Origin of the sequence: Ramlibacter lithotrophicus (genome assembly GCF_012184415.1) — a bacterium.
In the GTDB taxonomy this organism is placed as follows: Bacteria; Pseudomonadota; Gammaproteobacteria; order Burkholderiales; family Burkholderiaceae_C; genus Ramlibacter; species Ramlibacter lithotrophicus.
This window is the reverse complement of sequence record NZ_VTOX01000006.1, coordinates 220,784-245,364: the sequence shown is the minus strand read 5'-3', so window position 1 is coordinate 245,364 and position 24,581 is coordinate 220,784. Positions and strand designations below refer to the sequence as shown.

Annotated in this window: 24 protein-coding genes, 1 tRNA gene and 1 pseudogene; 7 read left to right on the top strand and 19 right to left on the bottom strand. The window is 66.8% G+C overall.

What is annotated here, in order from left to right; all coding sequences use genetic code 11:
• Positions 1–66 precede the first annotated feature (66 nt).
• From RAMLITH_RS17305 to RAMLITH_RS17280, 6 genes are all read right to left on the bottom strand, one after another.
• A complete protein-coding gene (locus RAMLITH_RS17305; RefSeq protein WP_168108679.1) occupies positions 67–3,186 on the bottom strand; it encodes an efflux RND transporter permease subunit in 3,120 nt (1,039 codons plus the stop codon).
• A gap of 13 nt (positions 3,187–3,199) precedes the next feature.
• Complete coding sequence (locus tag RAMLITH_RS17300; RefSeq protein WP_168108678.1) at positions 3,200–4,300, bottom strand: efflux RND transporter periplasmic adaptor subunit; 1,101 nt, start codon at positions 4,298–4,300, stop codon at positions 3,200–3,202.
• Complete coding sequence (locus tag RAMLITH_RS17295) at positions 4,297–4,833, bottom strand: hypothetical protein (protein ID WP_168108677.1); 537 nt, start codon at positions 4,831–4,833, stop codon at positions 4,297–4,299. Before RAMLITH_RS17295 ends, RAMLITH_RS17300 begins: the two co-directional genes overlap by 4 nt.
• Before the next feature lie 13 nt (positions 4,834–4,846).
• Positions 4,847–6,052: a TolC family protein gene (locus RAMLITH_RS17290; protein WP_168108676.1), complete on the bottom strand. Its 1,206-nt coding sequence runs from the start codon at positions 6,050–6,052 to the stop codon at positions 4,847–4,849.
• 133 nt (positions 6,053–6,185) lie between these two features.
• Positions 6,186–6,530 carry a hypothetical protein gene (locus RAMLITH_RS17285; RefSeq protein WP_168108675.1) on the bottom strand — a complete coding sequence of 115 codons (345 nt, stop codon included), beginning with the start codon at positions 6,528–6,530 and terminating at the stop codon, positions 6,186–6,188.
• Positions 6,531–6,796: 266 nt separating this feature from the next.
• A complete protein-coding gene (locus RAMLITH_RS17280; RefSeq protein ID WP_168108674.1) occupies positions 6,797–7,195 on the bottom strand; it encodes a hypothetical protein in 399 nt (132 codons plus the stop codon).
• Between the two features lie 281 nt (positions 7,196–7,476).
• On the opposite strand from RAMLITH_RS17280, the gene RAMLITH_RS17275 reads away from it, so the two are divergent.
• Positions 7,477–8,337, top strand: coding sequence for a DUF6502 family protein (locus RAMLITH_RS17275; RefSeq protein ID WP_168108673.1), 861 nt, complete (start codon positions 7,477–7,479; stop codon positions 8,335–8,337).
• Positions 8,300–9,241: a hypothetical protein gene (locus tag RAMLITH_RS17270; protein ID WP_168108672.1), complete on the top strand. Its 942-nt coding sequence runs from the start codon at positions 8,300–8,302 to the stop codon at positions 9,239–9,241. Before RAMLITH_RS17275 ends, RAMLITH_RS17270 begins: the two co-directional genes overlap by 38 nt.
• Positions 9,242–9,539: 298 nt before the next feature.
• Here RAMLITH_RS17270 and RAMLITH_RS17265 read toward each other — a convergent pair whose 3' ends face one another.
• The 9 genes from RAMLITH_RS17265 to RAMLITH_RS17225 form a co-directional block, all read right to left on the bottom strand.
• On the bottom strand, positions 9,540–11,039 hold the full coding sequence (locus RAMLITH_RS17265; RefSeq protein WP_168108671.1) for a calcium-binding protein: 1,500 nt from the start codon (positions 11,037–11,039) through the stop codon (positions 9,540–9,542).
• Positions 11,040–11,060: 21 nt separating this feature from the next.
• Positions 11,061–11,396 carry a four-helix bundle copper-binding protein gene (locus RAMLITH_RS17260; protein ID WP_168108670.1) on the bottom strand — a complete coding sequence of 112 codons (336 nt, stop codon included), beginning with the start codon at positions 11,394–11,396 and terminating at the stop codon, positions 11,061–11,063.
• A 318-nt stretch (positions 11,397–11,714) separates the two neighbouring features.
• The gene (locus tag RAMLITH_RS17255) at positions 11,715–12,395 is read right to left on the bottom strand and encodes a heavy metal response regulator transcription factor (RefSeq protein WP_168108669.1); all 681 of its coding nucleotides are present in this window, start codon (positions 12,393–12,395) and stop codon (positions 11,715–11,717) included.
• Positions 12,396–12,505: 110 nt separating this feature from the next.
• Complete coding sequence (locus RAMLITH_RS25845; RefSeq protein WP_337786172.1) at positions 12,506–12,865, bottom strand: copper-binding protein; 360 nt, start codon at positions 12,863–12,865, stop codon at positions 12,506–12,508.
• Complete coding sequence (locus tag RAMLITH_RS17245; protein WP_168108668.1) at positions 12,862–13,356, bottom strand: DUF411 domain-containing protein; 495 nt, start codon at positions 13,354–13,356, stop codon at positions 12,862–12,864. The genes RAMLITH_RS25845 and RAMLITH_RS17245 overlap by 4 nt, the downstream gene beginning before the upstream one ends.
• Positions 13,353–13,871 (bottom strand): cupredoxin domain-containing protein, encoded by a 519-nt coding sequence (locus RAMLITH_RS17240; protein WP_168108667.1) that lies wholly within the window; start codon positions 13,869–13,871, stop codon positions 13,353–13,355. Before RAMLITH_RS17240 ends, RAMLITH_RS17245 begins: the two co-directional genes overlap by 4 nt.
• Positions 13,872–13,885: 14 nt before the next feature.
• A complete protein-coding gene (locus RAMLITH_RS17235) occupies positions 13,886–15,268 on the bottom strand; it encodes a multicopper oxidase family protein (RefSeq protein ID WP_168108666.1) in 1,383 nt (460 codons plus the stop codon).
• Positions 15,269–15,270: 2 nt separating this feature from the next.
• Positions 15,271–16,680 (bottom strand): TolC family protein, encoded by a 1,410-nt coding sequence (locus RAMLITH_RS17230; RefSeq protein WP_168108665.1) that lies wholly within the window; start codon positions 16,678–16,680, stop codon positions 15,271–15,273.
• Positions 16,681–16,689: 9 nt separating this feature from the next.
• Positions 16,690–17,034: a hypothetical protein gene (locus tag RAMLITH_RS17225; RefSeq protein WP_168108664.1), complete on the bottom strand. Its 345-nt coding sequence runs from the start codon at positions 17,032–17,034 to the stop codon at positions 16,690–16,692.
• Between the two features lie 670 nt (positions 17,035–17,704).
• On the opposite strand from RAMLITH_RS17225, the pseudogene RAMLITH_RS17220 reads away from it, so the two are divergent.
• Positions 17,705–17,893, top strand: a pseudogene (locus tag RAMLITH_RS17220) (ferritin-like domain-containing protein); the annotation flags it as partial.
• A gap of 426 nt (positions 17,894–18,319) precedes the next feature.
• Here RAMLITH_RS17220 and RAMLITH_RS17215 read toward each other — a convergent pair.
• On the bottom strand, positions 18,320–18,733 hold the full coding sequence (locus RAMLITH_RS17215) for a hypothetical protein (protein WP_168108663.1): 414 nt from the start codon (positions 18,731–18,733) through the stop codon (positions 18,320–18,322).
• 348 nt (positions 18,734–19,081) lie between these two features.
• On the opposite strand from RAMLITH_RS17215, the gene RAMLITH_RS25840 reads away from it, so the two are divergent.
• Genes RAMLITH_RS25840 through RAMLITH_RS25830 form a run of 3 tightly spaced genes read left to right on the top strand, consistent with a single transcriptional unit; the run spans position 19,082 to position 19,885 of the window.
• Positions 19,082–19,378 carry an FTR1 family protein gene (locus RAMLITH_RS25840; protein ID WP_337786171.1) on the top strand — a complete coding sequence of 99 codons (297 nt, stop codon included), beginning with the start codon at positions 19,082–19,084 and terminating at the stop codon, positions 19,376–19,378.
• The gene (locus tag RAMLITH_RS25835; protein WP_238344268.1) at positions 19,272–19,526 is read left to right on the top strand and encodes an FTR1 family protein; all 255 of its coding nucleotides are present in this window, start codon (positions 19,272–19,274) and stop codon (positions 19,524–19,526) included. Before RAMLITH_RS25840 ends, RAMLITH_RS25835 begins: the two co-directional genes overlap by 107 nt.
• Positions 19,526–19,885, top strand: coding sequence for a hypothetical protein (locus tag RAMLITH_RS25830; protein ID WP_238344240.1), 360 nt, complete (start codon positions 19,526–19,528; stop codon positions 19,883–19,885). The genes RAMLITH_RS25835 and RAMLITH_RS25830 overlap by 1 nt, the downstream gene beginning before the upstream one ends.
• 38 nt (positions 19,886–19,923) lie before the next feature.
• On the opposite strand, the gene RAMLITH_RS17205 is transcribed toward RAMLITH_RS25830, so the two are convergent.
• The 3 genes from RAMLITH_RS17205 to RAMLITH_RS17195 all read right to left on the bottom strand — a co-directional run bounded on the left by RAMLITH_RS17205 (position 19,924) and on the right by RAMLITH_RS17195 (position 23,610).
• Positions 19,924–22,056 carry a site-specific integrase gene (locus tag RAMLITH_RS17205; RefSeq protein WP_168108662.1) on the bottom strand — a complete coding sequence of 711 codons (2,133 nt, stop codon included), beginning with the start codon at positions 22,054–22,056 and terminating at the stop codon, positions 19,924–19,926.
• Positions 22,057–22,072: 16 nt separating this feature from the next.
• Positions 22,073–22,148: transfer RNA gene (locus RAMLITH_RS17200), tRNA-Ala, on the bottom strand.
• Positions 22,149–22,251: 103 nt separating this feature from the next.
• A complete protein-coding gene (locus RAMLITH_RS17195) occupies positions 22,252–23,610 on the bottom strand; it encodes an NAD(P)H-dependent oxidoreductase (RefSeq protein ID WP_168108661.1) in 1,359 nt (452 codons plus the stop codon).
• Between the two features lie 110 nt (positions 23,611–23,720).
• Here RAMLITH_RS17195 and RAMLITH_RS17190 point away from each other — a divergent pair, with 110 nt between their 5' ends.
• Positions 23,721–24,581, top strand: coding sequence for an alpha/beta hydrolase (locus RAMLITH_RS17190; protein ID WP_168108660.1), 861 nt, complete (start codon positions 23,721–23,723; stop codon positions 24,579–24,581).

The following is a 24,581-nucleotide window of genomic DNA, read 5'->3' as shown; positions in this document are numbered from 1 at the left end:
AAGGGGAGTGGCGCAGTCGGACTGAAACGAGCTTTGCTTTCGTTAGATGTTCCTTGAAATGGTTGGTCAGAGCGCTTCAGCGTCCTTGTCGCTCATCAGGCGCTGGGCATCCTCGCGCCCAAACAGCCAGAACATCGCAGGCGTCAGGAAGGTGTCGAGCAGGGTCGAGCTGATGAGGCCCGAGAAGATGACGACGGCCACGGGGTGCAGCACTTCGGTGCCGGGCTGCTCCGCCTCGAAAAGAAGGGGAGCCAGGGCGAAGGCCGTGACGAGAGCTGTCATCAGCACGGGCGCCAGCCGCTCCAGCGACCCTCGAACAATCATCTTCTGGTCGAATTCTTCGCCTTCGAACCGCATCAGGTTGATGTAGTGGCTGACCTTCAGGATGCCGTTGCGCACCGAGATGCCGGCCAGCGTGATGAACCCGACCAGTGCAGCAACGGAGAGCGGCTGCCCGGACAGCCACAGGCCCACTACCGCACCCACCAGGGCGAGCGGAATGTTCGCCATGATGAGGAGCGAAAGCCGGGTGGACTGGTAGCGCGTGTAGAGCACCACGAACATCAGTGTGAGCGACACCAGCGACAGCAGCCCGACCAGCCGCGAAGCCTGCTCCTGCGCCTCGAACTGGCCGCCCAAGGTCACGAAGTAGCCTTCGGGCAGCTTGACCTGGGCGATCACCTCGCGCATGTCGGTCACGATTTCGGACAGCGCCCGGCCTTGGGCGTTGGCGGAAAGCACGATGCGCCGCTTGCCGTCGTCACGACTGATTTGATTCGGCCCGTCGCTCTCCTCGATGGTCGCAATCTTCGAAAGCGGAATCCGCCCGTTGGGGGTCTCGATGAGGACTTGTCCGAGGCCGTGCGCCGAACGCGCTGTCTCCGGCAACTTCACCACCAGCGCAAACCGCCGGCCGCCCTCCACGATTTGCGTGACGCGCTCGCCTTCCACCAGGCTGCCGAGCGTACGCAGGACCTGCGGTGCCGGAACCCCATACTGGGCGGCCGCGGCATAGTCCAGCGTGACCTTGATTTGCGGTGCCAGGACCTGCTTCTCGATTTCGAGGTCGGCAACTCCCGGGATGCTCGCCAGCTTCCGGCGCAGGAGGTCCGCTTGCGCCCGCAGTACGTCGAGGTCTTCGCCGAAAATCTTGATGGCGATCTGTGACCGCACGCCCGAAAGCATGTGGTCAATCCGGTGGGAGATGGGCTGCCCGATGGCGATGGCGGCAGGCAGGTTGACCAGCCGTGACCGGATGTCGGCCGCGATTTCGCCCATTGTGCGCTCCAACTCGTGCGTCGGCTTGAGGCCTACGTCCAGTTCGCTGACGTGAACACCCTCGGCATGTTCGTCCAGCTCCGCTCGGCCGCTGCGCCGACCCACGTGCGTGACCTCCGGCACCTGCTTCACGAGCACTTCCGCTTGCCTGGCGAGCGCCGCTGATTCACTGAGCGTCACGCCCGGATTCAGGCGCATGCCGATGAGAAGAGTGCCCTCGTTGAATGGAGGCAGGAATGTGGTCGGGAAGAACGGGACAGCAACTAGCGCGACCACCACGGCGACTGCGCCGGCACCGAGTGCGACCTTGGGCCGGTCCAGCACCTTCTGAAGCGCCGAGCGGTAGCGGGTCTTCATCCACGCCAGCAGCTTCGTGTCTCCGTGCTCCAGCGATTTCATCCTGGGCAACAGGTAGTACGAGAGCACCGGTGTCACGGTGACGGAGACCACCAGGCTGGCCAGCGTGGAAACGATGAACGCGATGCCCAGTGGCACGAAAAGCCGCCCTTCCATGCCCGGCAGCGCGAAGAGCGGCACGAAAACGAGCACGATGATGACCGTGGCGTACAGGATGGCCGAGCGCACCTCCATCGTGGCCTTGGCGACCAGTTCCACCGGACTCAAACGATGGTCCGGGTGCTTTGCCCGGTCCTCCTTCAGCCTGCGCAGCACGTTCTCCACCCCGACCACGGCGTCGTCCACCAGGCCGCCGATGGCGATGGCCAGGCCGCCCAGCGTCATCGTGTTGATGGACAGGCCGAAGTACTTGAAGACCAGGGCCGTCATCAGGATGGACACGGGGATGGCCGTAAGCGCTACGACAGTCGGCCGCAGCGTTCCCAGGAAGAAGAACAGGGTGGCCGCCACGAACACGGAGGCGCCAATCAGCTTCATCTGCAGGTTGCTGATAGAAGCTTCGATGAAACTCGCCTGCCGGAAGGTCACCCGCGGCGCTTCCATGCCTGGCGGAAGCGAAGTTCTCATCCCCTCGAGTGCGTCCTCCACGGCTCGCGTCAGTCCGATGGTGTCCGCCGTCGGCTGTTTCTGGATACCCAGGATGACGGCCGGCTTGCCCTCGAGTCCTGCGTCGCCGCGCTTGAGCGCGGGCGCGAAGGTGACTTCGGCGATTTGCCGCAGAACAATCGGCTGCCCATTCCTGGCGGTCAGCGCCAGGTTCCGCAAGTCTTCCAGTCGTGAAGTCCTGCCAATGTGCCGGATGAGGAACTCGCGGCCACTGAGCTCCAGGAACCCTCCGGACGTGTTGGCCGAGAAACCCTTGAGGGCTTCTTCCAGCTGCTCGTGGGTGATTCCCAGCTCCGACATCCTGGTGGTGTTGGGCTGTACCTGGAACTGGCGCACCTCGCCGCCGATGGGGATGACTTGGGCCACCCCCGGTATGGCCATGAGCCGCGGCCTGAGCGTCCAGTCCGCGTACTCCCGCACGTCCATCAGCGAAATCTTGCCGGTGTCGACCGGAATGGCGATTTGCATGATTTCGCCCATGATGGAGCTGATGGGGCCCATGCGCGGCACGGTCCCCTCCGGAATGGATTCCTCCATGGAGGAGAGTCGCTCCGACACCATCTGGCGGGCCCGGAAAATTTCCGTATTCCAGTCGAACGTCACGTACAGGAACGAGAGGCCCGACGACGACACGGAGCGCACGGTCTCGACGCCCGGGAGTCCGTTCATCGTCGTCTCCAGCGGAAACGTGATGAGCTGCTCCACTTCCTCGGCGGCCATTCCTCCCGCCTCCGTCATGATGGTGACGGTGGGTTTGTTCAGGTCCGGGAACACGTCCACCGGCGTCTGGGCGAGTGTCCAGGCGCCGTAGACCATGACGACGGCGCTCGCGATGAGTACCAGCAGCCGGTTGGACAGGCTGCTGGCCAAAAGCCACTTGAACATTCTGTCGGTCCCTTCAGCGCACTTGGTTGATGAGGGTTGCGCCTTGGGTGGCGACGCGGTCGCCCACCGAAAGACCCTGGGTGACCGCGACATTCACGCCATCGAGCGGCTCCACCGTGACCACGCGCGCCTCGAACTTCTCGGGCGCCGTCTTGACCCAGACGATGCTCTGGTTGGAGGCGCTTCTCATCACCGCGGAAGACGGCAGCGGGACGCCGCGGACGAACGAGCGGGTGTGAACGAACACCTTGACCGGCTGACCCACCGCCAAGCGGGACAGGGCCGCCCCCTGTGCCCGAAAGTTCAGGGGCAATGCCTGGTCACGAAGGCTGCGTGCGGCTCCGGTGAACCGAAGTTGCACCGTCTCTCCGCCCACGGCCAGGGACGCATTCCCGATGTTGGCCGCCAGCTCCGGGTCGAAGGTGGTCGCCTCCACCGCCAGCTTCGTGGGGTCCACGATTTCGAAGGCCAATTCACGGGCATCCACCACCTGTCCGAGGACCACGTTCGAGGAGGCGATGACGCCGGTCAGCGGTGCGGTCAGTGCTTCGCGCGCACGCAGGCCGCCGGACACGGCGGTGGCACGGGCGGCCAGGCTCGCAACTTCGGACTCGGCTGCCTCGATTTCCTTGCGCGGAACCGTGTCACTGAGCTCGCGCAAGCGCGCCAGCCGCTTGGCTGCCAAGGCTCGCGCGGCCTGCAACTCGGCGAGTTGCGCCGCTTGGCTGGCTCGCTCCATCGGGGCAGCGGAAGCGACCACGTAAGCGAGCACCTGGCCCTTGCGGACACTCTGGCCTGGGGCTGGCAGACCGCTGCCGGCTGCTTCGATACGGCCGGCGATGGTGGACTGCACCTTGCCGCCGGCATTCGGGTCCATGGCGATGCGGCCCGCAAGTTCGACGGTTCGCCCGAGTTCCCCTGCTCTCGCGACGGTCGTCCGCACCGACAGCTGGTGCTGCGCCGGCTTGGGCAGGAACACACGGCCGTCCGGCAGGCGCTGCGGCCCGTTCCCGTTCGTCTGGGCCGGCGCGTCTCCGTGGTCGTGACCTTCGCCTGGCCACACGGGCGCCGCCAAGGCAAGCAGCGCTGCCGCTAGGAATGCTCGTGCCTTCATGCTGCACCTCCATGGGCGCAACGCCCTCTTTTCCGCAGCACGGCGACCACGGCTGCCAGGGCGGCCAGTACGGCGGCCGTTCCACCCGCATAAGGCAGCCATCTGTCCACAGAAGCCTCCGCGTGCTCTTCCTGTTCGTGGATGTCGATTTCTCCTGCAAGCAGGTCGGTGTCGCCCTTGACCTCCAGCATCACCGTCACCGGCGTCACACCGGGCTTGAGTTCCTCCGGAAGGGTGGCCTCGTACTCGCCAGGCGCATGCACAGCGACAGGTACCTTCTTTCCGCCGACTTCAAGTTCAAGCTTGGCGTCGGGCACCGGGCTGTTGTCTTCGAAGCGGCCCAGGTAGATGGCCAGGTGCTTGCCATTGACGATGCCGACCAGTTCGAAGGCTTCCGAGACGGCGGCGAAGCGCGGGAGCGCAGGCCCTGCGGCTCCCGCAGGGGCTTCATCGCCGTGGTCATGGCCTTCGCCTGCCATGGCCGGCGACAGCAGCACCGAAACCAGCGCCAGCGTGAGGAGAATTGATTTCATCGGTCGTTCTGATTCATTGGGGGAGCAGGCCGAGGGCCTGGCGCAGCTGCGAGACTGCAGCCGCAACTTCAATCCGGGTCTTGGCGAGCGCGCGCTGGGCTTCGGCGGCCTCGAGTTCCACCCGCAGGCGGGTAGGCAAGTCGCTTTCACCTACGCGGAAGGACTTGTCGTAGAAGCCACGGGTCTCTGCCGCGAGCCGGGCCCGGCGCTCCGCGGCCTGGAGCTGCACCTCCAAGGCCTGCAAGCGCGCGCGGGCGCTGACCGCTTCGATGGCAACGCGGGCGCGGGCTACCTCGGCGACTGCTTCCGCTTCCAGGGCTTCGGCCTGCGCCCCCGCGAAGCGGGCCGCGTGGCGAGGGCCGCCACCGAAAGGGATGCGGATGCCCACGATGAGCGATCGGACCGACGACTCACCCGCCCCACCGGTTTCGCGGGATGCACCCAGTGTCAGTTCGGGGTTTGCCCGACGCTGCGTCGCCGTTAGCTCCATCGTCCGGCGGGCAACCAAGGCCCGATTCAGGGCCTCCGCGACCGCCGGGTGCTCTCCGACGGCCTCAGTCGTCGGAGGCATTGGCTCGGAGATTGAGAAAGCACCAGATGCCGGAGCGACCAAGGCGATGGCGCGAACCGCGCCTGCGGCCGATGCGCGGGCAGATTCCGCCTCCGCAACTGCCGCTTCGGCCTGCGCGACCGCCGACTCAGCCTGGTGCTGGTCTGCCCGGGCCAAATCCCCAGCGCGCACGCGTCGGGCGACATCCGCCGCAAGCTGCTGCGCGCTCTTGAGCCTGTCGCGGGCGGCCATCACTTCGACCTCGGCACGCTGGAGGGCCCACCACGCGTTGCGGACGGCACCGGCAAGGTCCAACCGGGCAGCACGCGTGCGAAGGTCCACGGCCTCGAGCCGCGCGTCAGCCAGGCTGAAAGCACGCGACCTCTCATCCGGGCGCCAGAGTGGGAAGGCGAGCGCGGCCTCGTACTCCCGCCCTCCGGCAGCAGACCTGCCGGCCTTGGTCTGCACCTCCAGCGCACCCGGTTCGGCAGTCAGCCGCTGTGCGGCCTCCCTTCCGGCTTCCGCGGCCTGTCGTCTGGCGGTCGCCGCCCGTGCGTCAGGTTGACGCACCCAGGCCGCTTCATAAACGTCGCGCAGCGTGGTTGCAGTCCCGCTATTTAGGGATTGCGCAACGGCCGCAGGCGAAATACACACCGCGATGGCGGTCATCAGCCATGGCGCGGTCGTGCTCCTGAATGCAAGCATCCGATTCTCCAAAGGTTTTCATTCGGGAATCGGCAAGGCACGCAGAAGGCGCAGCTGCGCCCAGCGTCAGTGAAGGGGTGCCAAACCCGCCCCGCCGTCAGGCGAGGCGTGCCCAATTGGGCCGTTCAGGCAGAAAGATCGGAGCCGTCGGTAATGCGATGCTCCACGCCGGCTGGGGGCCGAAGTACGCACCTTGGCCCGACGCGCTCAGCGGCGCAGAAAACGCACAGGCTGCTCCATGGCAAACATGACAATCCGTGTGGCTGGCTGCAAGCCCGTCGAAGCGGTCCGGGTCCTGTTCGGGGCCCTGGTGTTCGTGATCGTGGTGCCCGATGTGCAGGCTGGCAGGGCTTTCCTCATGCGCGCAATATGGCGCGGCTGCAGCCCAGACCGTTTGCAGGGGCAACAGAACGAGCAGGAGGATGGCGAACCAGCGGGACATAAGGGCGCGATTATAGAGGGTACGTCCTTCCTCCGATGGCGCCGGGCAACCTTCGATTGAATGCCGTCTGAGGTCACCACAGCGGCGCCTCGGTCGCCGCATCGCGGCGCTGCCTGCGCAGGAGGGGACCGCGCGCGCAATGCGAGCGTGGACATGGCAGGTGTATGCGATGGCGAGCCGTCCGCCCGCCAAGGAGGACGGCTCGATTCCGTCGGCGCCGCGAGCACTTCGCACGGCAACCGATGAGCCGGCGGCCAGTGGCCGACTCAGGCGGGATATCGGACCTTGAAGGCGACGCGCTCAGCAGTCGTCTTGATGGAGGCGGGGGCCGGATTGTGGGCGATCGTGTCGGTGCACACCCATTCGCCGTTCTGGTAGGCATAGGTGTGTTGCGGGAACCCGTAGCCCGCTTCGCCGCCGACATACTGCCCACCGTCAAGCGCCACCTGGTTCTTGCGGAACGCGAGGTATTCGCTGATGACGCGGCTTTGCACTGGGTGGTCGACCCAGCCCTGCGCGCCGCCGACGAACACGGACTGGGCAAACGCGGGAGCGGCGACGGTAACGAGGGCCAGGACGTTGGCGTTGATGGGATGGACATGATGCGCTCCTTGAAGAACCCGCGTGCCGGCCTTGCACGTCCCGAAGCGACGCAACTCTTGCATCCCGGTTCACAGGCGCAGCACCTTCCTCCGATCAGGGCGGGGCTGAGGTCGGACGGGATGGCGAGATCTTCACCGCGCTCCTCGAATGGCTGGACAAGGCAATCGGCCGGGTTCTCTGGGGCGAGATCACGACGAGGTCAACGGCCTCTGCGGCCGCGGTCAACATGGGCGTCCGAACGATCACTTTCGGTGCGCTCGCGCGCTTGTTGATCTGGCGCAAACGCAATTGCGTCTGAGTGCATGGAATCTGGGATATATTCCCAGATATGCAAAATCCACCTGTGGTCACGTCGCGCGCGGACCTGACGTTGTCGGCGGCGCTGCGCGTGATCGCGCCGCTGGTCACGTTGCTGCTGCGCGAAGGCGTGACGTACGGGCACTTTGCGACGGCCCTGAAGACGACGTTTCTTGACGCGGGGCTGGATGTCCTGCAATCGAGCGGCGCTCGTATCACCGATTCGAGCATCAGCACACTGACCGGTGTCCATCGCAAGGACGTTCGCGCCTGGCGCACTGACAGCGAGGCGCCCTCGCAGACGCGCACGCTCAGCGTCGCGATGGCCGTATTCACCCGCTGGATGAACGATCCGGCCTACCGCGACAGGCGCGGCAGGCCCCGGGTCCTGGATCGGCAGGGAAGTGTTGGCTCATTTGAATCGCTCGCGGCGGCCGTTTCCAATGACGTGCACTCGCATACGCTGCTGCAGGAACTGATGCGCCTTGGCGTGGTGAGGCGAGTCGAACCGCGGTCGCCTGGGAGTGGCGACCGGGTTGAGCTCTGCGTGGACGCGTTCGTGCCCTCCAAGAGCGCGGCCGACATGCTGCAGCTGCTGTCCGACAACGTCGGCGACCATCTGGCAGCCGCGGTCCACAACATCGTCGCGGCGGAAGCGCCGATGCTCGAACAGAGCATGTTCGCCGACGAACTCACGCCGAAGTCGGCAGCCGCGATCGGTGCGCTGGCGCGCGAGATCTGGGAAAAGGCCGTGCGCGATCTCGTGCGGCAAGCCGCAGCGGCGAGCGCCCAGGACGCGCAGCGGCGGGACGCGCACCAGCGGGTTCGCGTCGGCATGTACTTCTACCGCGCGCCGCAAGGCGCAGCGGATGAACGTGTTCGCAGACAGCCTCATCCAGGAGCTTGACATGAGCAATTCCCTTTCCATGATTCGATTGACCTCTCTCGTCGCAGCGTTCACTGCCGTGCTGGCCCTCGCCGCATGCGGCGGCGGCGGTGGCGACATCGTCGGTACCGGTGGCACCGGCGTGATCAGCGGGGAGGTCGTCAAAGGGCCCGTCGCCAACGCCGCGGTCACTGCTTTTGCTGTTTCGGGCGGGCAGGTTGGTGCGCAGCTCGGCACCGCGGCGACCGACACCAGCGGTCGCTTCATGATGGATATCGGCAGCTATGCCGGCGCCCTGATGCTGCGCGCCAGCGGCGGCAGCTACAAAGATGAAGCCACCGGACAGGTCATGTCAATGGGCGCTGAGATCATGACGGCGACGATTCCCTCCGTCGGCGCGGGATCGACCACTACCGTGCAGGTCACGCCTGTCACGGCGATGGCACAGGCGATGGCGCAGCGGATGGGCGGCGGCATGACCGAAGCGAACATCACGGCGGCGAACGCGGCGATGGGCGCTTATTTCGGCATCAACGACATCCTGCGGGTACAGCCGATGAATCCGCTCGTGGTCGGCTCTGGGGCGACGGCGACTCAGGACTCGCGCAATTACGGCATGACACTGGCGGCCATGTCGCAGTATGCGAGGACCGCCGGCATGTCGGCGTCGTCCGCCTTGGTCACGGCCATGATGAAGGATGCGTCCGACGGCGTGATGGATGGCTCGGCCGCCGGCGCGCAGATTCAGATGGGCATGGGAGGCATGATGGGTGGTTCGTCGATGATGCCGGCCACAGCCGGCAGCAGCGGACTGGCCGCCGCACTGACCAGCTACATGAACTCTGGCGCCAACATGTCCGGCTTGAATCCGAGCGATGTGGCGGCCCTCATCCAGCGGCTGACGACGTCGACCGGGAGGATCTGAATGTGCGTCATCGCTGGTGGGCGGGTGCCCGCGCTGGCGTGGCGCAGGGCATCCGCCCACATCAGTTTGTGCGTCCGCGCGTCGTGCTGGCCCCGTTCCCGCTGTTGCAGGACTGCCTGCGGCGAGTGCTTGCTGGCGGTGACCAGGAAGCCCGTGGCTCGCTCGGCCTTCCTGAGCGGTAAGCAACGGCGGCCATTCGGTCACGCGCCGCCGCGCAGCATCCCTGCATCGACAACTGAAGCGGGGGCAGGCGAGAGGGACGGCATCAAGCGACAGTGCAAGGCGCGCTGACGCTCATCTACGGCGTCTCCGGGAAGATGTACCAAGAGCCTACGGTGCTGATGCCTTCGACGAAGCCCGGCTCCGTGTTGAACATGAAGTCGCTCTGGCGCAGGTCGGCCTTGGCGACGCCTTGCAGCAGGATGGATCCGTTGGCCGTCGCGTCGCCGTCGGTGTCCCAGCTCACCAGCGCCCCGCGCGCGGTGTCCACCACGGTCACCTGGCCCGGCAGGATGTCGACCAGCGCGATGTGGTCGAACGCTCCCTGAGCCTCGCCGGTCGCCTCGAAATCGAGCACCATGTCGTTGCCGCTCTCGGGGTCGACGATGAAAGCGTCGGCGCCGCTGCCGCCGGTGAGCGTGTCGGCGCCTCGGCCGCCCTCGAGCATGTCGTGGTTCGCGCCCGCGTCTAGCACATCGTCGCCGTCCCCGCCCATCAAGCCGTCCGCCATGGCGCCCCCTTGCAGGCGGTCGGCGCCCATGCCGCCGTCCAGCTGGTCTGAGCCGTCGCCGCCGTCCAGCTGGTCGTCACCGGCGTCGCCTTGCAGGATGTCGTCGCCGCCGGCGCCGAGCAGGCGGTCGTTGCCGTCGCGGCCGAACAGCTGGTCCCAGGTCTCGCCGCCGGCGAGCACGTCGCCTTCCATGCCGCCCACGACGATCTGGTAGCGCTCGTCGCCCTCGAAGGAAAAGCGGAAGTCGGTGCTGTGCCGCAGCTTGGCGTCGACGAAGCGGTCCAGCATTTCGCGCGGCAGCCCGCGGTCCTCGAACTGCGGACCTTCGGTGCTCGTGGTGGCGCGTTCCGCCGTCGGGCCCACGGGCTCGCGCGTGCCGGGCGGCAGGTCGGGCGACTCGGCGAACATGAAGTCGTCCTGCGCCAAGTCGGCCTGCCGCACGCCTTCCAGCAGCACCGAGCCGCCGTCCCAGCGTACGACCACGCCGGCCGCCGAGTCCTCGAAGCTCAGGTCCTCCCAGCGCAGCCCTTGCAGCGCCAGGTGGTCGAACATGCCGGGCCCGGCGGTGAAGTCCTTGATCACGTCGTCGCCGCTGCCCGGACGCACCGCGAAGGCGTCGGCGCCCAGCCCGCCGACCAAGGTGTCGTTGCCGGCACCGCCGTTGAGGTCGCCGTGGCCGGCGCCTTCGTCGAGGAAGTCGGCGCCGTCGCCACCCATCAGCGCGTCGCCCATGGCGCCGCCGTACAGCTGGTCGGCGCCCTTGCCGCCGTACATCCGGTCGGCGCCGTCGCCGGCCACCAGCACGTCGGCGCCCGAGTCGCCGAACAACGCGTCGTCGCCCGCGCCGGTCCACAGCCGGTCGTTGCCGGCCCGGCCCCAGAACCAGTCGCGGTGCTCGTCGCCGACCAGCGTGTCGGCCCTGGTGGAGCCGATCGCCACCTGATAGTCATAAGGCGCGCGACCGGCGTCGAAGTCGAAGCTCAGTCCGCCGCGCGCGAGGAAGTGCCCGGTGACGTTGTCGATGGCGTTCTGCTTCGAGCCGCGCCCTTCGTGTTCGCGTCGTGTCATCGTGGTGTTCCTCCCCGGCCGTCAGGCCATAGCCGCCATCTTGCTGCACTCGTCGGCGCAGCGCATGCAGGCCTGGGCGCACTGCTGGCAGTGCTCCATCCTGTGCTTTGCGCATTCCTCGCCGCACAGGCGGCAGATCTCGGCGCACGCCTGGCAGACCAGGCGCGAGCTCTCGCTGGCGCGCGACATCGCCGCGGCGGCGAACTGGCAGATCTCAGCGCAGTCGATGTCGAGGGCGATGCAGCGGGCCATCATCTTGACGTCCGGCTCCATCAGGCAGGAGATGGCGCAGTGGTTGCAGGCGACGGCACAGGCGTTGCAGGCATCGATGCACGATTGATAGTTCTGGTGAGGCATGAAGACTCCAAAATGAAACGTTGGGAAGGTGGCGCGACGGCCTGCAAAGGAACGATGCAGGCAGAACGGCACGGATTCCGTACTTGCGAACAAGGAAGGGCGCGCCGCCCGTCGATGCATTTGTAGCAATGCGCGCGCCGCATGTGTGCCCGGCCATGGGTAACAGGCGAGTACCCTTGTATCCACGGGGGCGCGATGCAATCCGCAGGAGCGTGTGTCGGCCTTCCGGCCGGGAGCGGACGAAGCAGAATACCCCGAAGGGAGCCACGGATCGATCCGGAAAGTCGTCCCCGTTGCCCGGTCGGGTACCGCCGCGTGTCAGCTTTCGCTGCGGCGCTCCAGGACGTAGCCGACGCCGCGCACGGTGTGGATCAGCTTCTCGGGAAACGGATCATCGATCTTGGCACGCAGCCGGCGCATCGCGACCTCGACCACGTTGCTGTCGGAGTCGAAGTGGATGTCCCACACCAGCGAGGCGATCTGCGTGCGCGACAGGACCTCACCGGCGCGCTGCGTCAGCAGCGTCAGCAAGGCGAATTCCTTGGCCGTGAGGTCAACGCGCTGGCCGGCGCGCGTGGCACGATGGCGCACCGCGTCGATTTCGAGATCGGCGACGCGGACCACCGGGTCGGGCTGTGCCGTCTGGCCGCGTTTGAGCAGGACCCGCACGCGCGCCAGGAGCTCGGGGAACTGGAACGGCTTGACCAGGTAATCGTCCGCGCCGAGGTCGAAGCCGCGCACCTTGTCGTCGGTTTTGCCGCGCGCGGTGAGCATCAGGACCGGCACCTGTTTCGAGGTGCGCAGGGCCGACAGTACGGCAAAGCCATCGATGCCGGGCAGCATCACGTCCAGGATTATCAGATCGTGGTCGCCCGTGGCCGCTGCGTGCAGTCCGTCGGTGCCGGTGTGTGCCACGTCGACGGTATAGCCGCTCTCGGCCAAACCCTGGCGGATATACGCGGCCGCCTTCACTTCATCTTCGATTACCAGGATCTTCATGTTCTTCTCGCTCGTTTGTGGGCGGATCAACCGGCGGCTGTGCTCGCACGGACCGGCGTGGCGCTGCGCTCACCGCGATGGAAGCATCGACAGACTGCTGGGCCCGCGGCTCAATTCGCCAGCTCGATCTGCGTCACCGTCAGCTTTCCGCCCGGGTTCGAGGCGGCGAATCGCACTTTGTCGCCAACCTTGACCTTGTCCAGCAGCTCCGGCTCGCTGACCTGAAACGCCATGGTCATCGGCGGCATGTCCAGGTTCTTCAGCGGGCCGTGGCGCAGCGTGATCTTCTTTCCCGCCTTGTCGACCTTGCGCACCTCGCCCTCGCTCATTTCGCCAACGGTGTCGGCTACCTTGACGGCCTTCGGCTGCGCGTCGTGCCCGTGCGAGTGGCTCTGGGCATGGAGCGGCAGCGACGCGGCCCCGATGGCGGCCGTGGCCGCGGCGATCAAGATGTGTTGGAAGTGGTTCACAGGTTGTCTCCTTCGTATTTCTGATAGATGGTGTGCTTGCCGTTCTTCGCGATCAGCATGACGTTGTAGGGGTTCGTCTTGCCGTTGTACGCCGGCGTGTCCATGCCCGGCGAGCCGATCGGCATGCCAGGGGCGGCCAAGCCGATCGCGTCGGGCTTCTCGCGCAGCAGGCGCTTGATGTCCTTGGCCGGCACATGGCCCTCCAGGGAGTAACCGCCGACCTTCGCGGTGTGGCAGGAGGCCATGTTCTGCGGGATGCCCAGGCGCTGCTTGGCGGCCTGCGTGCCGCCGGTGTTGACGAACACCTTGAAGCCGTTGGCCTCCATGTGCGCGATCCAGTCCTTGCAGCAGCCGCAGGTCGGCTCCTTCCAGACTTCCACCGGCGGCAGGGCCGCGGACGGCGGGGCGGCCTGGGCGAGGCCGGCGAGGGGGAGTGCACCGAGGGCCAGCAGCAGCTGGCGCCGGGTGTTCCTTGCAGGGACTGAGCTCATGGACGGGATTTCCTCTGTGCGGGCTGGTCAACCGGCGCCACGACGATGGTGCCGACCATGCCCGCCTCGTAGTGACCGGGAATCAGGCATGCGAATCTGAATTCTCCGGCACGATTGAAGTTCCAGACAATCTCCCCGGTACGCGCGGCCTTGACATGGGTCATGTACGGTTCCTCGTGCTCCATGCCCGGGAACTTCACCATCATGCCGGCGTGCTCGTCGAGCGAGGCCTTGGTCCCCAACACCATCTCGTGCAGCGTCTTTCCCTTGTTGCGCACGACGAAGCGGATGGTCTCTCCCTGGCGTACCTCGATCCGGGCGGGGGTGAAACGCATGTTGTCGGTCATGCCGACTTCGATGGTGCGGGCGCCCCTGGTGTCGCCGGCAATGCCCCAGGGCTTCTGCTCCTTGACGACTGGCGCGTGCGAGGCCTTGCCCTTGCCGTCGTCGCCGTGCGCGAAAGCGCCCCCCGCGGCGAACGCGGCCGCCGCAAGGGTGAAGAGTCGGTACTTCATCGAATCATCCTTTGTCAGTGATGGCCGGCCTGGCCGGACGGTTTGCGGACGTTGAACTGCGCCGGCTCCTTTCCGGCGGCCGGCCGCGCGCGCGCGGGCTCCGGTAGGGCGCCGGTGAACTCGTAGGCGACGGTGCCAGGTGGATGCTTGTAGTCGCCGGGGTCGCTGAAGTCGCCCGGGCGCTGCTCGCGCCGCACCTTGACCAGGGTGAACATGCCGCCCATCTCGGCGGGGCCGAACTGTCCCCGCCCGCTCATCATGGGCAGGGTGTTGTCCGGCAGCGGCATCTCCATCTCACCGCCCATGTCGGCCATGCCGCGCTCCCCCATCACCATGTAGTCGGGCACCAGCTTCTGGATCTTGCCGACCAGGCCCCGGTGCTCGACGCCGATCATCGTCGGCACGTCGTGGCCCATCGCGTTCATCGTGTGGTGGCTCTTGTGGCAGTGGAAGGCCCAGTCCCCCGGCGCGTCGGCCACGAACTCCACCTGGCGCATCTGGCCCACCGCGACGTCGGTCGTCACCTCGTGCCAGCGCGCCGGCCTGGGGGTCGGGCCGCCGTCGGTGCCGGTCACCATGAACTCGTGCCCGTGCAGGTGGATCGGGTGGCTGGTCATCGTCAGGTTGCCCATGCGGATGCGCACCTTGTCGCCCTGGCGGACGTTCATCGACGCGATGCCGGGAAAGACGCGGCTGTTGAACGTGAACAGGTTGAAATCCAGCATCGTGTTCACGCGCGGCGTGGCGCTGCCCGGCTCGATGTCGTAGGACGCCATCAGGAAGCAGAAGTCGCGGTCGACCTGGTCGATCAGCGGATGGCGGCCCTTCGGGTGCGTCACCCAGAACCCCATCATTCCCATGGCCATCTGCACCATCTCGTCCGCGTGCGGGTGGTACATGAAGTTGCCGGGCCGGCTGGCGACGAACTCGTAGACGAAGGTCTTGCCGGGCGGGATGTGCGGCTGCGTGATGCCGCCGACGCCATCCATGCCATTGGGCAGCCGCTGCCCGTGCCAATGGATGCTGGTGTGCTCCGGCAGCTTGTTGGTCACGAAGATGCGGACCCGGTCGCCTTCCACCACTTCAATGGTCGGACCCGGGCTCTGTCCGTTGTAGCCCCACAGGTTGGCCTTCATGCCGGGCGCGAGCTCGCGCACCACGGGCTCGGCGACGACATGGAATTCCTTGACGCCGTTGTTCATGCGCCAGGGCAGGGTCCAGCCGTTGAGGGTCAGCACCGGGCGGTACGGGCGGCCGCTCGGAGGCTCCAGCGGCGGCGCGGTGTCGGCGCTGTCGGTGGTCACCGGCTCGGGCAAGGCGGCCATCGCTACCTTGCTGACCGAGGCGGCGGCGATCGCGCCGATTGCGGCGCCGCCGAAGAATTTTCTGCGATCCATATTCAGTGTCCTTGTGCGGCCGCCGCCGGTTGGGCGGCGGCGCCGAGCGTGGCCAGCGTGCCGGGCGAGGTGCCGGTGAGGGCGGTGGTGAGGTCGGTGTCGGCGATCCAGAAGTCGCGCTGCGCGGCGATCGAGTTGTTGACGGCCGCGATGTGGTTACGCGCCTCGGCCAGCAGTTCCCAGACGCTGGAGAGCATGCCGTTGTAGCGCAGCACCGTTTCGTCGTTGATGAACTTACGCAGCGGCACGATCTCGTCTCGGTAGTGCCGCGCCACGTCGTAGCTCGTGCGCCAGCCGTGCCAGGACTCGCGCACTTCGCTGCGTGCCTGCACGGCGACTGCGCCAACCTTGTACAGCGCCTGCCGGTAAGTGGCCTCGGCGCGGGCGGCGCGTCCTTGGCCCCAGTCGAAGAGCGGCAGCGTGATCTCGACTTCGGGCCCGCGCGCCGTTTCCTTGTGGCCACTCGCGTGGTCGAACGTCGTGTTTCGCTGGTAGCCAAGTTCCAGCACGTTGATGGCGCCGGTGACGCGGGTGAACCCCAGCGAATCCGCCACGTAGCGCGCTTCGTCCTTTGCCGCGCGGACGTCGAGCCGCTCGCGCAGCGCCTGCGCTTCGATGTCGGCGCGTTGCGGCAGCTCCCCGGGCAGGTCGGGCAGGCGTTCGGGCAAGGTGTACTGGGCCTGCGCACCCCACAGCCCCATCAGCCGGGTGAGCTTCTCGCGTTCGGCGACCGCCGACTGCTGCGCCCGGGCGAGCTGCGCGGCGATGTCGGCGAGCGTCGCCTGCTCGCGCGCCTGCTGCAGGCGGCTCCAGTTGCCGACCTTGGCCATGCGCCGCGCCAGTTCCCCGCCGGCTTCGGCGGCTTCCTTTGCGTCGCGCAGGTAGTTGGCGGTCTGCTGCGCGGCGACGGCGTTGAACCAGGCCTTGCGGGTGTTGGCGGCGTGCTGGATCAAGGCTTGCGCCGCCTGCAGCTTGGCGAGCTCGGTCTGCTGGCCGGCGAAGCGGGTGCGCCAGGGCAGCGTCAGCAGGTTCAGCACGTTGAAGCTGATCAGCCGCTCGATCTCCACGAACTGGTCCTCGCGCAGGCGACTCACCGCGAGCAGCGGATTGGCCGGGATGCCGGCCTGCACGCGCTCGGCCTCGCTGATCTCCAGGGTGGTCAGGCTCGCCTGCAGCGACTGGCTGTTCAGCAGCGCCACGCGCACGGCGGTCGGGGCGTCGAGCGGCCCCTCGGATAGCAGGGCCTGCACGGCCTCGCTCCGGCTCTGTCCGGGGCGTGCAGGCGCGACTTCGCCCACCCGTACTTGCGCCAGCCGGTCGACGTCCGCGCGCAAGGCGTCGGGCGACACCGTGGTGCAGCCGGCCAGGATCGCCAACGCGAGCGGCGCCACGGCCCTCGTATGAGTTTTCATGGCTACCTCCTAGTGGTGCTGGTGGCCCTGTGGGCGCGGGGCGGCCGGCGGCCGTGCGGCTGCGGGCGCGGCGGAAGAGGCCGGCGCAGCGCTGGCTGCGGGATTGGCACCCGGCTGCTGCTCTTCCCACCTCACGTAGTCGGCGTGGCCGCGCGGAAACTGCGCGACGTCGGCATTGGCCTTGCGCCAGTCGACCTGGCCTTCCTCGACACCTTTCGCAAGGTCGTCGAAGATGGAGCGGTAGGCCGGCGGTGACGCAGCGGCGGCAGGATCGGCGGGACCGACCCCGGGCTGGGCCGCGGCGATTCCCGGAAACACGGCGGCGACTGCCGCCAAGAAGGCGATTTTTTTCAAGCTGATCTCCCTGGAGCAACGAACACGGCGTTCGCAGTCCGGCTGTAGCCGACCGCGGACGCACTTCGGGTGTGGAAGATCAGGAAATGGGCGGCTTCAGGCCGGCGGCGCCGTCGGCGCTCGCAAAGCGGCTCTCGCCCGTAGCAGGGCGTTGCGCCGATGCCGCATCGGCTGGCGGGATGCCAGCCATGGCTGGCAGTCCGACCGGGGAGCACGAGTGGCACATGGAGCAGCCGGGGCAGCCACCGTCGGCTGCTCCGGCCGCGTGGTGATCGGCGGCCACGGTTTCGTCGTCCAAGCAGTCGGCGCTGGGCTGCCCTGGATAATGCGTCCCGTGGTCGGCCGCGGAGGCCAACACGGCGCTGGCCGGCACCGCCGGCTGCGGCACTGGTGCCGCAAGGCTCGCGCCAGCCCACCCGTGCCAGGGCAGCAAGGCCATCGTTACGATGAGGAGCCAGCGAAGCATCGCGCGATGATACGAGGTTCGCGTCGGCCCTGCTCGCGCACGCGCTGTGGTCTGGGAGGTTCGGCCGGGCCGGCGGCCCTGAGGGCCGGCTTCGCGCGGCCCGCGACGACCAAGTCCTCGCCGTGGACATACTTCTTAACTGAGCCAAGACGCACTACCTCTCCTGCTTTCCGCCCCGCAATCGGTATTCAATGAAGCAGTAGGATGAGAGCCAAGGTGCTCATATCAGGGCAGCATCTGCAAGCCCAGCTCCGAAATGAGCTCACTGCGATCAACCAGTATTTTCTGCACTACCGCATCCTGAAACACTGGGGATTGGGCAAGCTCGCCAAGAAGGAGTATGAGGAGTCGCTCGGCGAGATGAAGCATGCCGACCGGCTGATGGACCGCATCCTGGGCAACCGACTCACCACGAAGCGGGGCGCCACGGATGGCACGCACTGCTACGAAGACGAAGCGCGCGCTCTGGCCGAATCAGGACTGCACTGAAGTCCGACCGGCTCGCTGACCTGCAGGCCATGGCCGACGCGCTCACGGCATTCGTCGCCAAAAGTGCTGCGCAATCGAAGGGCAGGTGAAATGTCCGCTTATCGACAGCCTCCACGTCGCCGCCGCGGCCGCTCAAGATCCTGGTGGCAAGCCATTGGTGCGTCTATGGCAGGGCGCGGCGCGGCGCGACGCCGTCGACCCGAGTGAGGCGCGCCCCGCCGTCGGTCATGCGTGGCCGCTCGGCGCAGGCGGACGCGCCTCGAGCTGGTCGGTCATGAGGTGATCGGCGGCATCGAGCGCCGCGAGGCAATTTGAATGGTCCAACGATCTTTAGGCGCCGCAGAGATCGAGACCGAGCCGCAGTGCGTGGCCCACGCGGACGGCCCCGGCCAAGTCTCCCGACCCGGCGAGCAGTTCCGGCGGCAGTCCCTGCCTCTTCGCGGCCGCCTTCTGCTCGCTGAAGCCGGAGACGAAGCGAACGAGTTCTCCGTCCTCCTGCACATACGTGACCCAATAAGTCCAGCCACGCTGGTGTCGGTGATGATTGGATTCCCCTTCCAACAGCACGTCGCCCGGAAAAAGCTCTTCGTCACCGCGCGGCAGATACAAGCCGGGAATGGACTCCGCCCCGAGTACAGATGATGGCAGCGGCAAGGGTGAACCGCGACGCACAACTTTCGCCCAGTAGCGGCAACGCTTGTCCAGTGGTGCGAGTTGGATCGAGTGTGTGCATTGATTTTCCATGACAGACCTCTCGTCGGGTGTTCGTCATGGGAGAGCGGCACGCGCGCGTGAACTCCCACGAACGAACGTTCGTAAACCCCACATGCGTGGGGCGGGTGTTCACGGCGGCCGTTACCGTGTCACCAGCACGGGCTCCCCAAGTGCCTGCAGGCCATGGGTCCCTCCTCGCCGAAGCAAGGCCGTAATCGTGTGTGCGCTGGCTCTTCGGATTTTATTTCGGCAAACGCAAGTTGTGAGCGTTGGCGCTGCACAATTTGCACGGAAAGTTCATTCACGTGCCTGGCACCGGGTCAGCTTCAGGGAAGATGATGGGGCTACAGGTCGCCTGCTGGGCCTTTCATCACTGCTGTGCACGGTTCCCTGTCGCCGGCGGGCGGCTTCGCCAGTTCGCTGCTGATCCTGCTGCGCGAAGGGCTGGAGGGGATCCTGGCGCTTGCGGTCATCATCGCCTTCGTTGTCAAAACCGGACGCCGCGACGCGCTGCCGTACATCCACGCCGGCTGGATCGCGGCGGTGGCGCTGGGCGGCGCGACGGCTGGTGGCGATGCAGGTGCTGGAGATCTCCGGCGCCAACCGCGAACTGACCGAGGGCGTGGCGGCGCTGCTGGCGGCCGCGATGCTGCTGTACGTCGGCTACTTGGCTGAACGCGCAGGCTGGCAGTCGTTCATCAAGGACCAACTCACGTCGGCGCTGGGCAAGCGCACGCTTGGACCATGGCCGACGTGTCCTTCCTGGGCCGTCTACCGCGAGCTGGTCGAGATCATCCTGTTCTACCAAGCGCCTTTTCGGTGATGTCCGCGCTGCTGGCGGCCCCGGTGTTCGTCGGCCATGGCGTCGCGGCGCTGCAGGAGGCGGGCGTTGTGAAGGCGACGGCCGTCGGCTTGGTCGAATTGCCGCTGCTGGGGATCCACGCCACGGCGCGGAGGGCTCGCCTGGCAGGGGCTGACGCAGACCCTGATCGTTGCCGCGTACCTGTGGCGAAGGCAGCAGGCGCAGGCGCAGCAGGCGCCGCGGCCCGGTTGACGCGCGCCTCACCCCGGCTCGGCTTTCCGGGCGGGGACCCGCTGCGCTCTCGAAAGAATCTTCTGGCATGCCGATTCGACGGCTTCCTTGGTAGCGATTGCTTGGCTCATTTTTGGTGCTCACTGTGACGAGGCAGGCTGCCTGGATGTTCCGGATCGTTGGGCGCTCAAGCGGGCTGTTCGCTCTGAACGCGCTTTCGCGAGATCTGCTTCGCCTTGGCTTTGGCCACTTGCATATCGCGAATTTGCGAGTACGGAGGAAAGGTCACCCCGAAGTCGGTTTTCTCGAGGTACTCCAGCGCCCGCTTCATGGGAAAGGCAGGGCCCTGATCCGCTTCGCCGTAGGAAGTCTGGAGTTCGGTGCCTGTCGAATGGCCGACGTAACGCTGCACCATGTCAGTCGGCATGCCCACGTTCTCGAGCGCCTGCGAACAGTTCGACCTCAAGCTGTGTCCAACTTTCCTACGTTTTTGCCACACGCGTGCCGCCTTGAGCAGCAAGAGTGTGTGGCGCGATGGCTTGCGCCCGTAGCCCGACTTCGGCTCCCAGGTCAGGCCGAAGAACAGCAGGCAAGGGGTGCGTCCGGCGAGCTCCTGCCGTTCTCTGACCCACTCGAGAAACCCAAGCTGGATCAACTGCGGGTGCACGGGGATGATCCGACGGGAGGCGCGATTTTTCAGCCGCCTGAATTCGTCCGGCGTGGCGGCCTTGCTCACCGACCCGGCGGCCTCGTCGTCCTCGTTATCCGGCGCAGTGTCGTTCACGAAGGAAATGCACGGGATGCCGTCTACCTCGACGATGTCGTTGGTGTAGAGCTGGCTGATTTCGCTGACGCGCGCGCCGGTGTACAGGCGCATGGGATCCACCCAGTATTTCCACGGAGCCTTCAGCGCCCCTTCAAGCCAGGCTTCGGACTCGTAGGTTCTGCAAAGCTCCTCGACGCTCAGAGCGACCGCCCCTTTCTTAGGACCAGCGCTTTTGCACTTGGTCGCGCGCGCCTCGGCAGCCTTCAACGTCAGCGAGAACTCATCGAGCAAATCAGCGCTGATCCAGGCTTTCTGCTTCGCGAACTGAATGAAAGGCCACAGCTGGCGCAGCTTCTTCGCGACATTCCCCGGGCCTTGCGGGCGCTGTCGGCCTTCTGCGGCGCGCTTCAGAACTTCCGGCGCCTCGAGGCCATCGTTGCGCTTGCCCTGTCGCGCCGGATACTTTTTCAGAAGATCGTGCAACAGCTCCATATGGGCGCGCTGGAGGTCGGTCAGGCGAATGTCCAACTGTGATGGCGCCGCGCCTATGTCGCGGCGAGCAGTTCCCAGCAGCTCACGGAAGATACGGAAAGTCGGCGCATAGGCGTCCAGCCAGGTCTGAGCCGAAAAGCGCACCCCCGAGGTGGTCCTCCAGTTTTCAATGGCCTCTGACAGCCACTGCGGCCGCGGCACTGCATCGAGCGCTTTGTCCTGAGCGCCCTGCGAAGCGGTCGGCTCGTTTGCCCCGACCGAGAGTGTCTCGGCCGCCGTCGCCGTGGTACGGCTCACGAAAACCGGGGCGCGAGCGGCATCGGCGAACGAAGAGGTCTCAGCCGGGGCGTCGTCGTGGCGCTGCACGATGGTTGCGGCTTCGGCCGCGGCTGCGGCTGCGGCTGCGGCTGCGGCTGCGGCAGGATGCAGCGTCAACGATTGCGGCCCCTGCTGCAAATGCAGCATCACCAGGGGCACCAAGCGCCCGAACAGGTTCAGCGTTCGATCGTCCGCCCCCGGATAGAGCTCTGTACGCAGCGCGCCATCGGCGAACTCGATGAGGAACCCCTGATTGCGGGAGCTAATGGAGGAAGTGGAGGGTGCCAGCATGTCGTTTTTCGTGTTCAAGCTGGTTACCAATTCTGCGAGCATTTTTCGCGCTTTGGGAATAGCGAGGGCTCTTTGACTCGTTTTTGTTGAGCGTTTCACCTCTCGCGGAAGGTCCGGGCGCAGCGCGCGCACGCGCTCAGGAATCACCAGGCGCACGTAGTAGACGCCGTTGGCGCCTCGGGACAGGTGAGCGGCGCCGGGGCGGGGGCGCCAGCGCAGTGCTTGCGTGAGTTCGGCGGGCCCGCCGGCGCTCGTCGTGGGCAGCGAGGGGGGCGGGACGCTGCCGGGCGCCCCAGGGTAAGTGGAGGCTGCTGGCTCGCCGCCGGCGCTCAGTTGGGCGGGCAATGTCCAACAAGGGGCCTGTTCTGGATACATTTCTGGTGCGACTTGGACGAAAAGTTGGACATCTCGTCGAAGTGGCAGCCGGAAAAGAAAAAAGGCCTTGTAGAACAAGGCCTTAGGAGCATTGTGGTGGAGAGGAGGAGGATCGAACTCCCGACCTCCGCATTGCGAACGCGGCGCTCTCCCAGCTGAGCTACCCCCCCACGAAGTTCGCTATTTTAGCCCAAGTCTGCCGCACCGCCGCGGCGGCGCTCCGATTTCCGCCAAAAAACCGCGCCGCGTGCGGCGTGGCCACCGTTGAGCGGGTCACGCCGCCTTGCGCGACGGCTCGCCGAACAGGGTCTCCATCTCGTTGCGGACCTTCCACGCCCGCGTGCTCGTGTCCATCGCCACGTCGGCCCACGTCAGGCTCTGGCCTTTCTTCACCGGACGCACCAGCTTCACGTCGTGCGCCAGGCCCAGCGGCACGCCGCCCATCTTCAGCGACGTGGCGGCCGGCAGCAACTTGCCCCACACGGTGTAGCCGCCTTCGCCGTCGAGCACCTCGCCGGGCTGCAGGTCGCGCTTGGCGGTCGCCACGACGTCGGCGTTCCAGCAGGTGGCGACGCCCGTCGCCTCGCCGCGCAGGGCCACGCTGGCCACCGAGACGCCCACTTCCAGGCCGATCAGGTGCCAGCGCTTGTACAGCGTGAAGTAGCGCCCGCTCGGGTCGGTGTGCGCCTTGTATTCCTCGAAGCAGTTGCGGATGTATTCGGTCTCGCCCTCGACGGTCACCCATACGCCCATGCGGATCTCGTAGGGGATGGCGCGGCCGTCGGCCTCCAGCGAGGAGATCACTTCGACCATGCCCTTGCGCTCCAGCACGCCGCCTTCGCTCACGGGGCGCGTCACGTACGGGATGTCCTCGATGCTGGCCGGCGGGTAAAGCAGGCCGTTGCTCGGCACCTCGAGGCCGGTGGCGTTGGCGACCGCCGTGCTCTCGATCGACGGTTTGGAGCCGTCCAGGAAGCTGTTGAACATCTTCGGGTTGAGGCCGCCGCGCCTGGCCTGCTCCGGCGTCAGCCCCCAGTTGTTCCACACCGTGTCGGGCGTCGACTCGCTGAAATGCGGCAGCCACTTGTGGCCGCGTCCGGCCGCCACCACCGGAAAGCCGCAGGTGCGCGCCCAGTCGACCAGGTCGCAGATCAGCGCCGGCTGGTCACCGAAGGCCAGCGAATAGACGACGCCGGCCTGGGCCGCCTTGCGCGCCAGCAGCGGACCGCAGAACGCGTCGGCCTCCACCGTGACGTTGACCACGTGCTTGCCGTTCGCGAATGCCTCCAGGCAGTGGTCGACGGCCGCAATCGGATGGCCGGTGCACTCCACGATGACGTCGATCGCCGGATGCCGAACCAGCGCCTGCCAGTCCTCGCCGACGTGGGTCGTGCCTTCCGTGATGGCGGCGTCCAGCGAACGGGCCGCCGATTGCTCGGCCTTCCATCCAACGCGCGCCAGGTTGGTCCGTGCGGCATCGGGAGCCAGGTCGGCGATGCCCACGAGATGCACGCCCGGCGTGCGCGGGACCTGCGCCAGGTACATCGAGCCGAACTTGCCGGCGCCGATCAGGCCGACGCGCACGGGCTTGCCTTGCGCGGCACGCTGCTGGAGTTTCGAATGGAGGCTCATGGTGCTTCGTCCTGTTGGCTGGGTGAGCCGGAAACATACCTTAAACCGCGTCGCGCGGCCCCGCCGCCCCGGACCGTGTGCCAAGATAAGGCCATTCCAGGAGCTTATTCATGAGCAGCCAGCACGAGCCGCAATGGCTTGACCGCATGTACAACAACCGAGCACTGGTGCCCGAGCATGCGGAGCATTTCAGGCGCTGGGCCGCCTGGTCGGCCGACGCCATGCGCAGCGAGCAGCGCGAGCTCGACGTGCGCTATGGCGGCGGGCCCAACGAGCACCTGGACATCTTCCCGGCGGCGCAGCAGTCGGGCGCCCCGGTGCTGGTGTTCATCCACGGCGGCTACTGGCGCAGCCTGGACAAGCGCGACCACGCTTTCGTGGCGCCGCCGTTCACGCGCGAAGGCGCGTGTGTCGTCATCCCGAATTACGCGCTGTGCCCCGCCGTCACCGTGCCGCAGATCGTGCTGCAGATGGTGCACGCGCTGGCCTGGACCTGGCGCAACATCCACAAGTTCGGCGGCGACCCGGGGCGCATCACCGTCGTGGGCCATTCGGCCGGCGGCCACCTGGCCGCGATGCTGCTGGCGTGCGACTGGCAGGCGCATGCACGCGACCTGCCGCCGGCGCTGGTGCGGCGGGCGCTGTCGATCTCGGGCCTGTTCGACCTGGAGCCGATCATGCACACGCCGTTCCTGCAACCGGATCTGCAGCTCACCCCCGAGCACGTGCGGCTGGCAAGCCCCGCGCTGCTGCCGCCGCCGGCGCAGGGCACGCTCGCCACGGTCTGCGGCGGCGCCGAGAGCGAGGAGTTCGCGCGCCAGAACCGGCTGATCCGCGACGCGTGGGGCGAACGCGTGGTGCCGGTGTGCGAGGAACTGCCGGGCCTCAACCACTTCAGCGTGCTGGAGGCGCTGGTCGAACCGGGCCACCGCCTGCAGCAGCTCGCGCTGGAGCTGCTGCGAAGTGAGTGA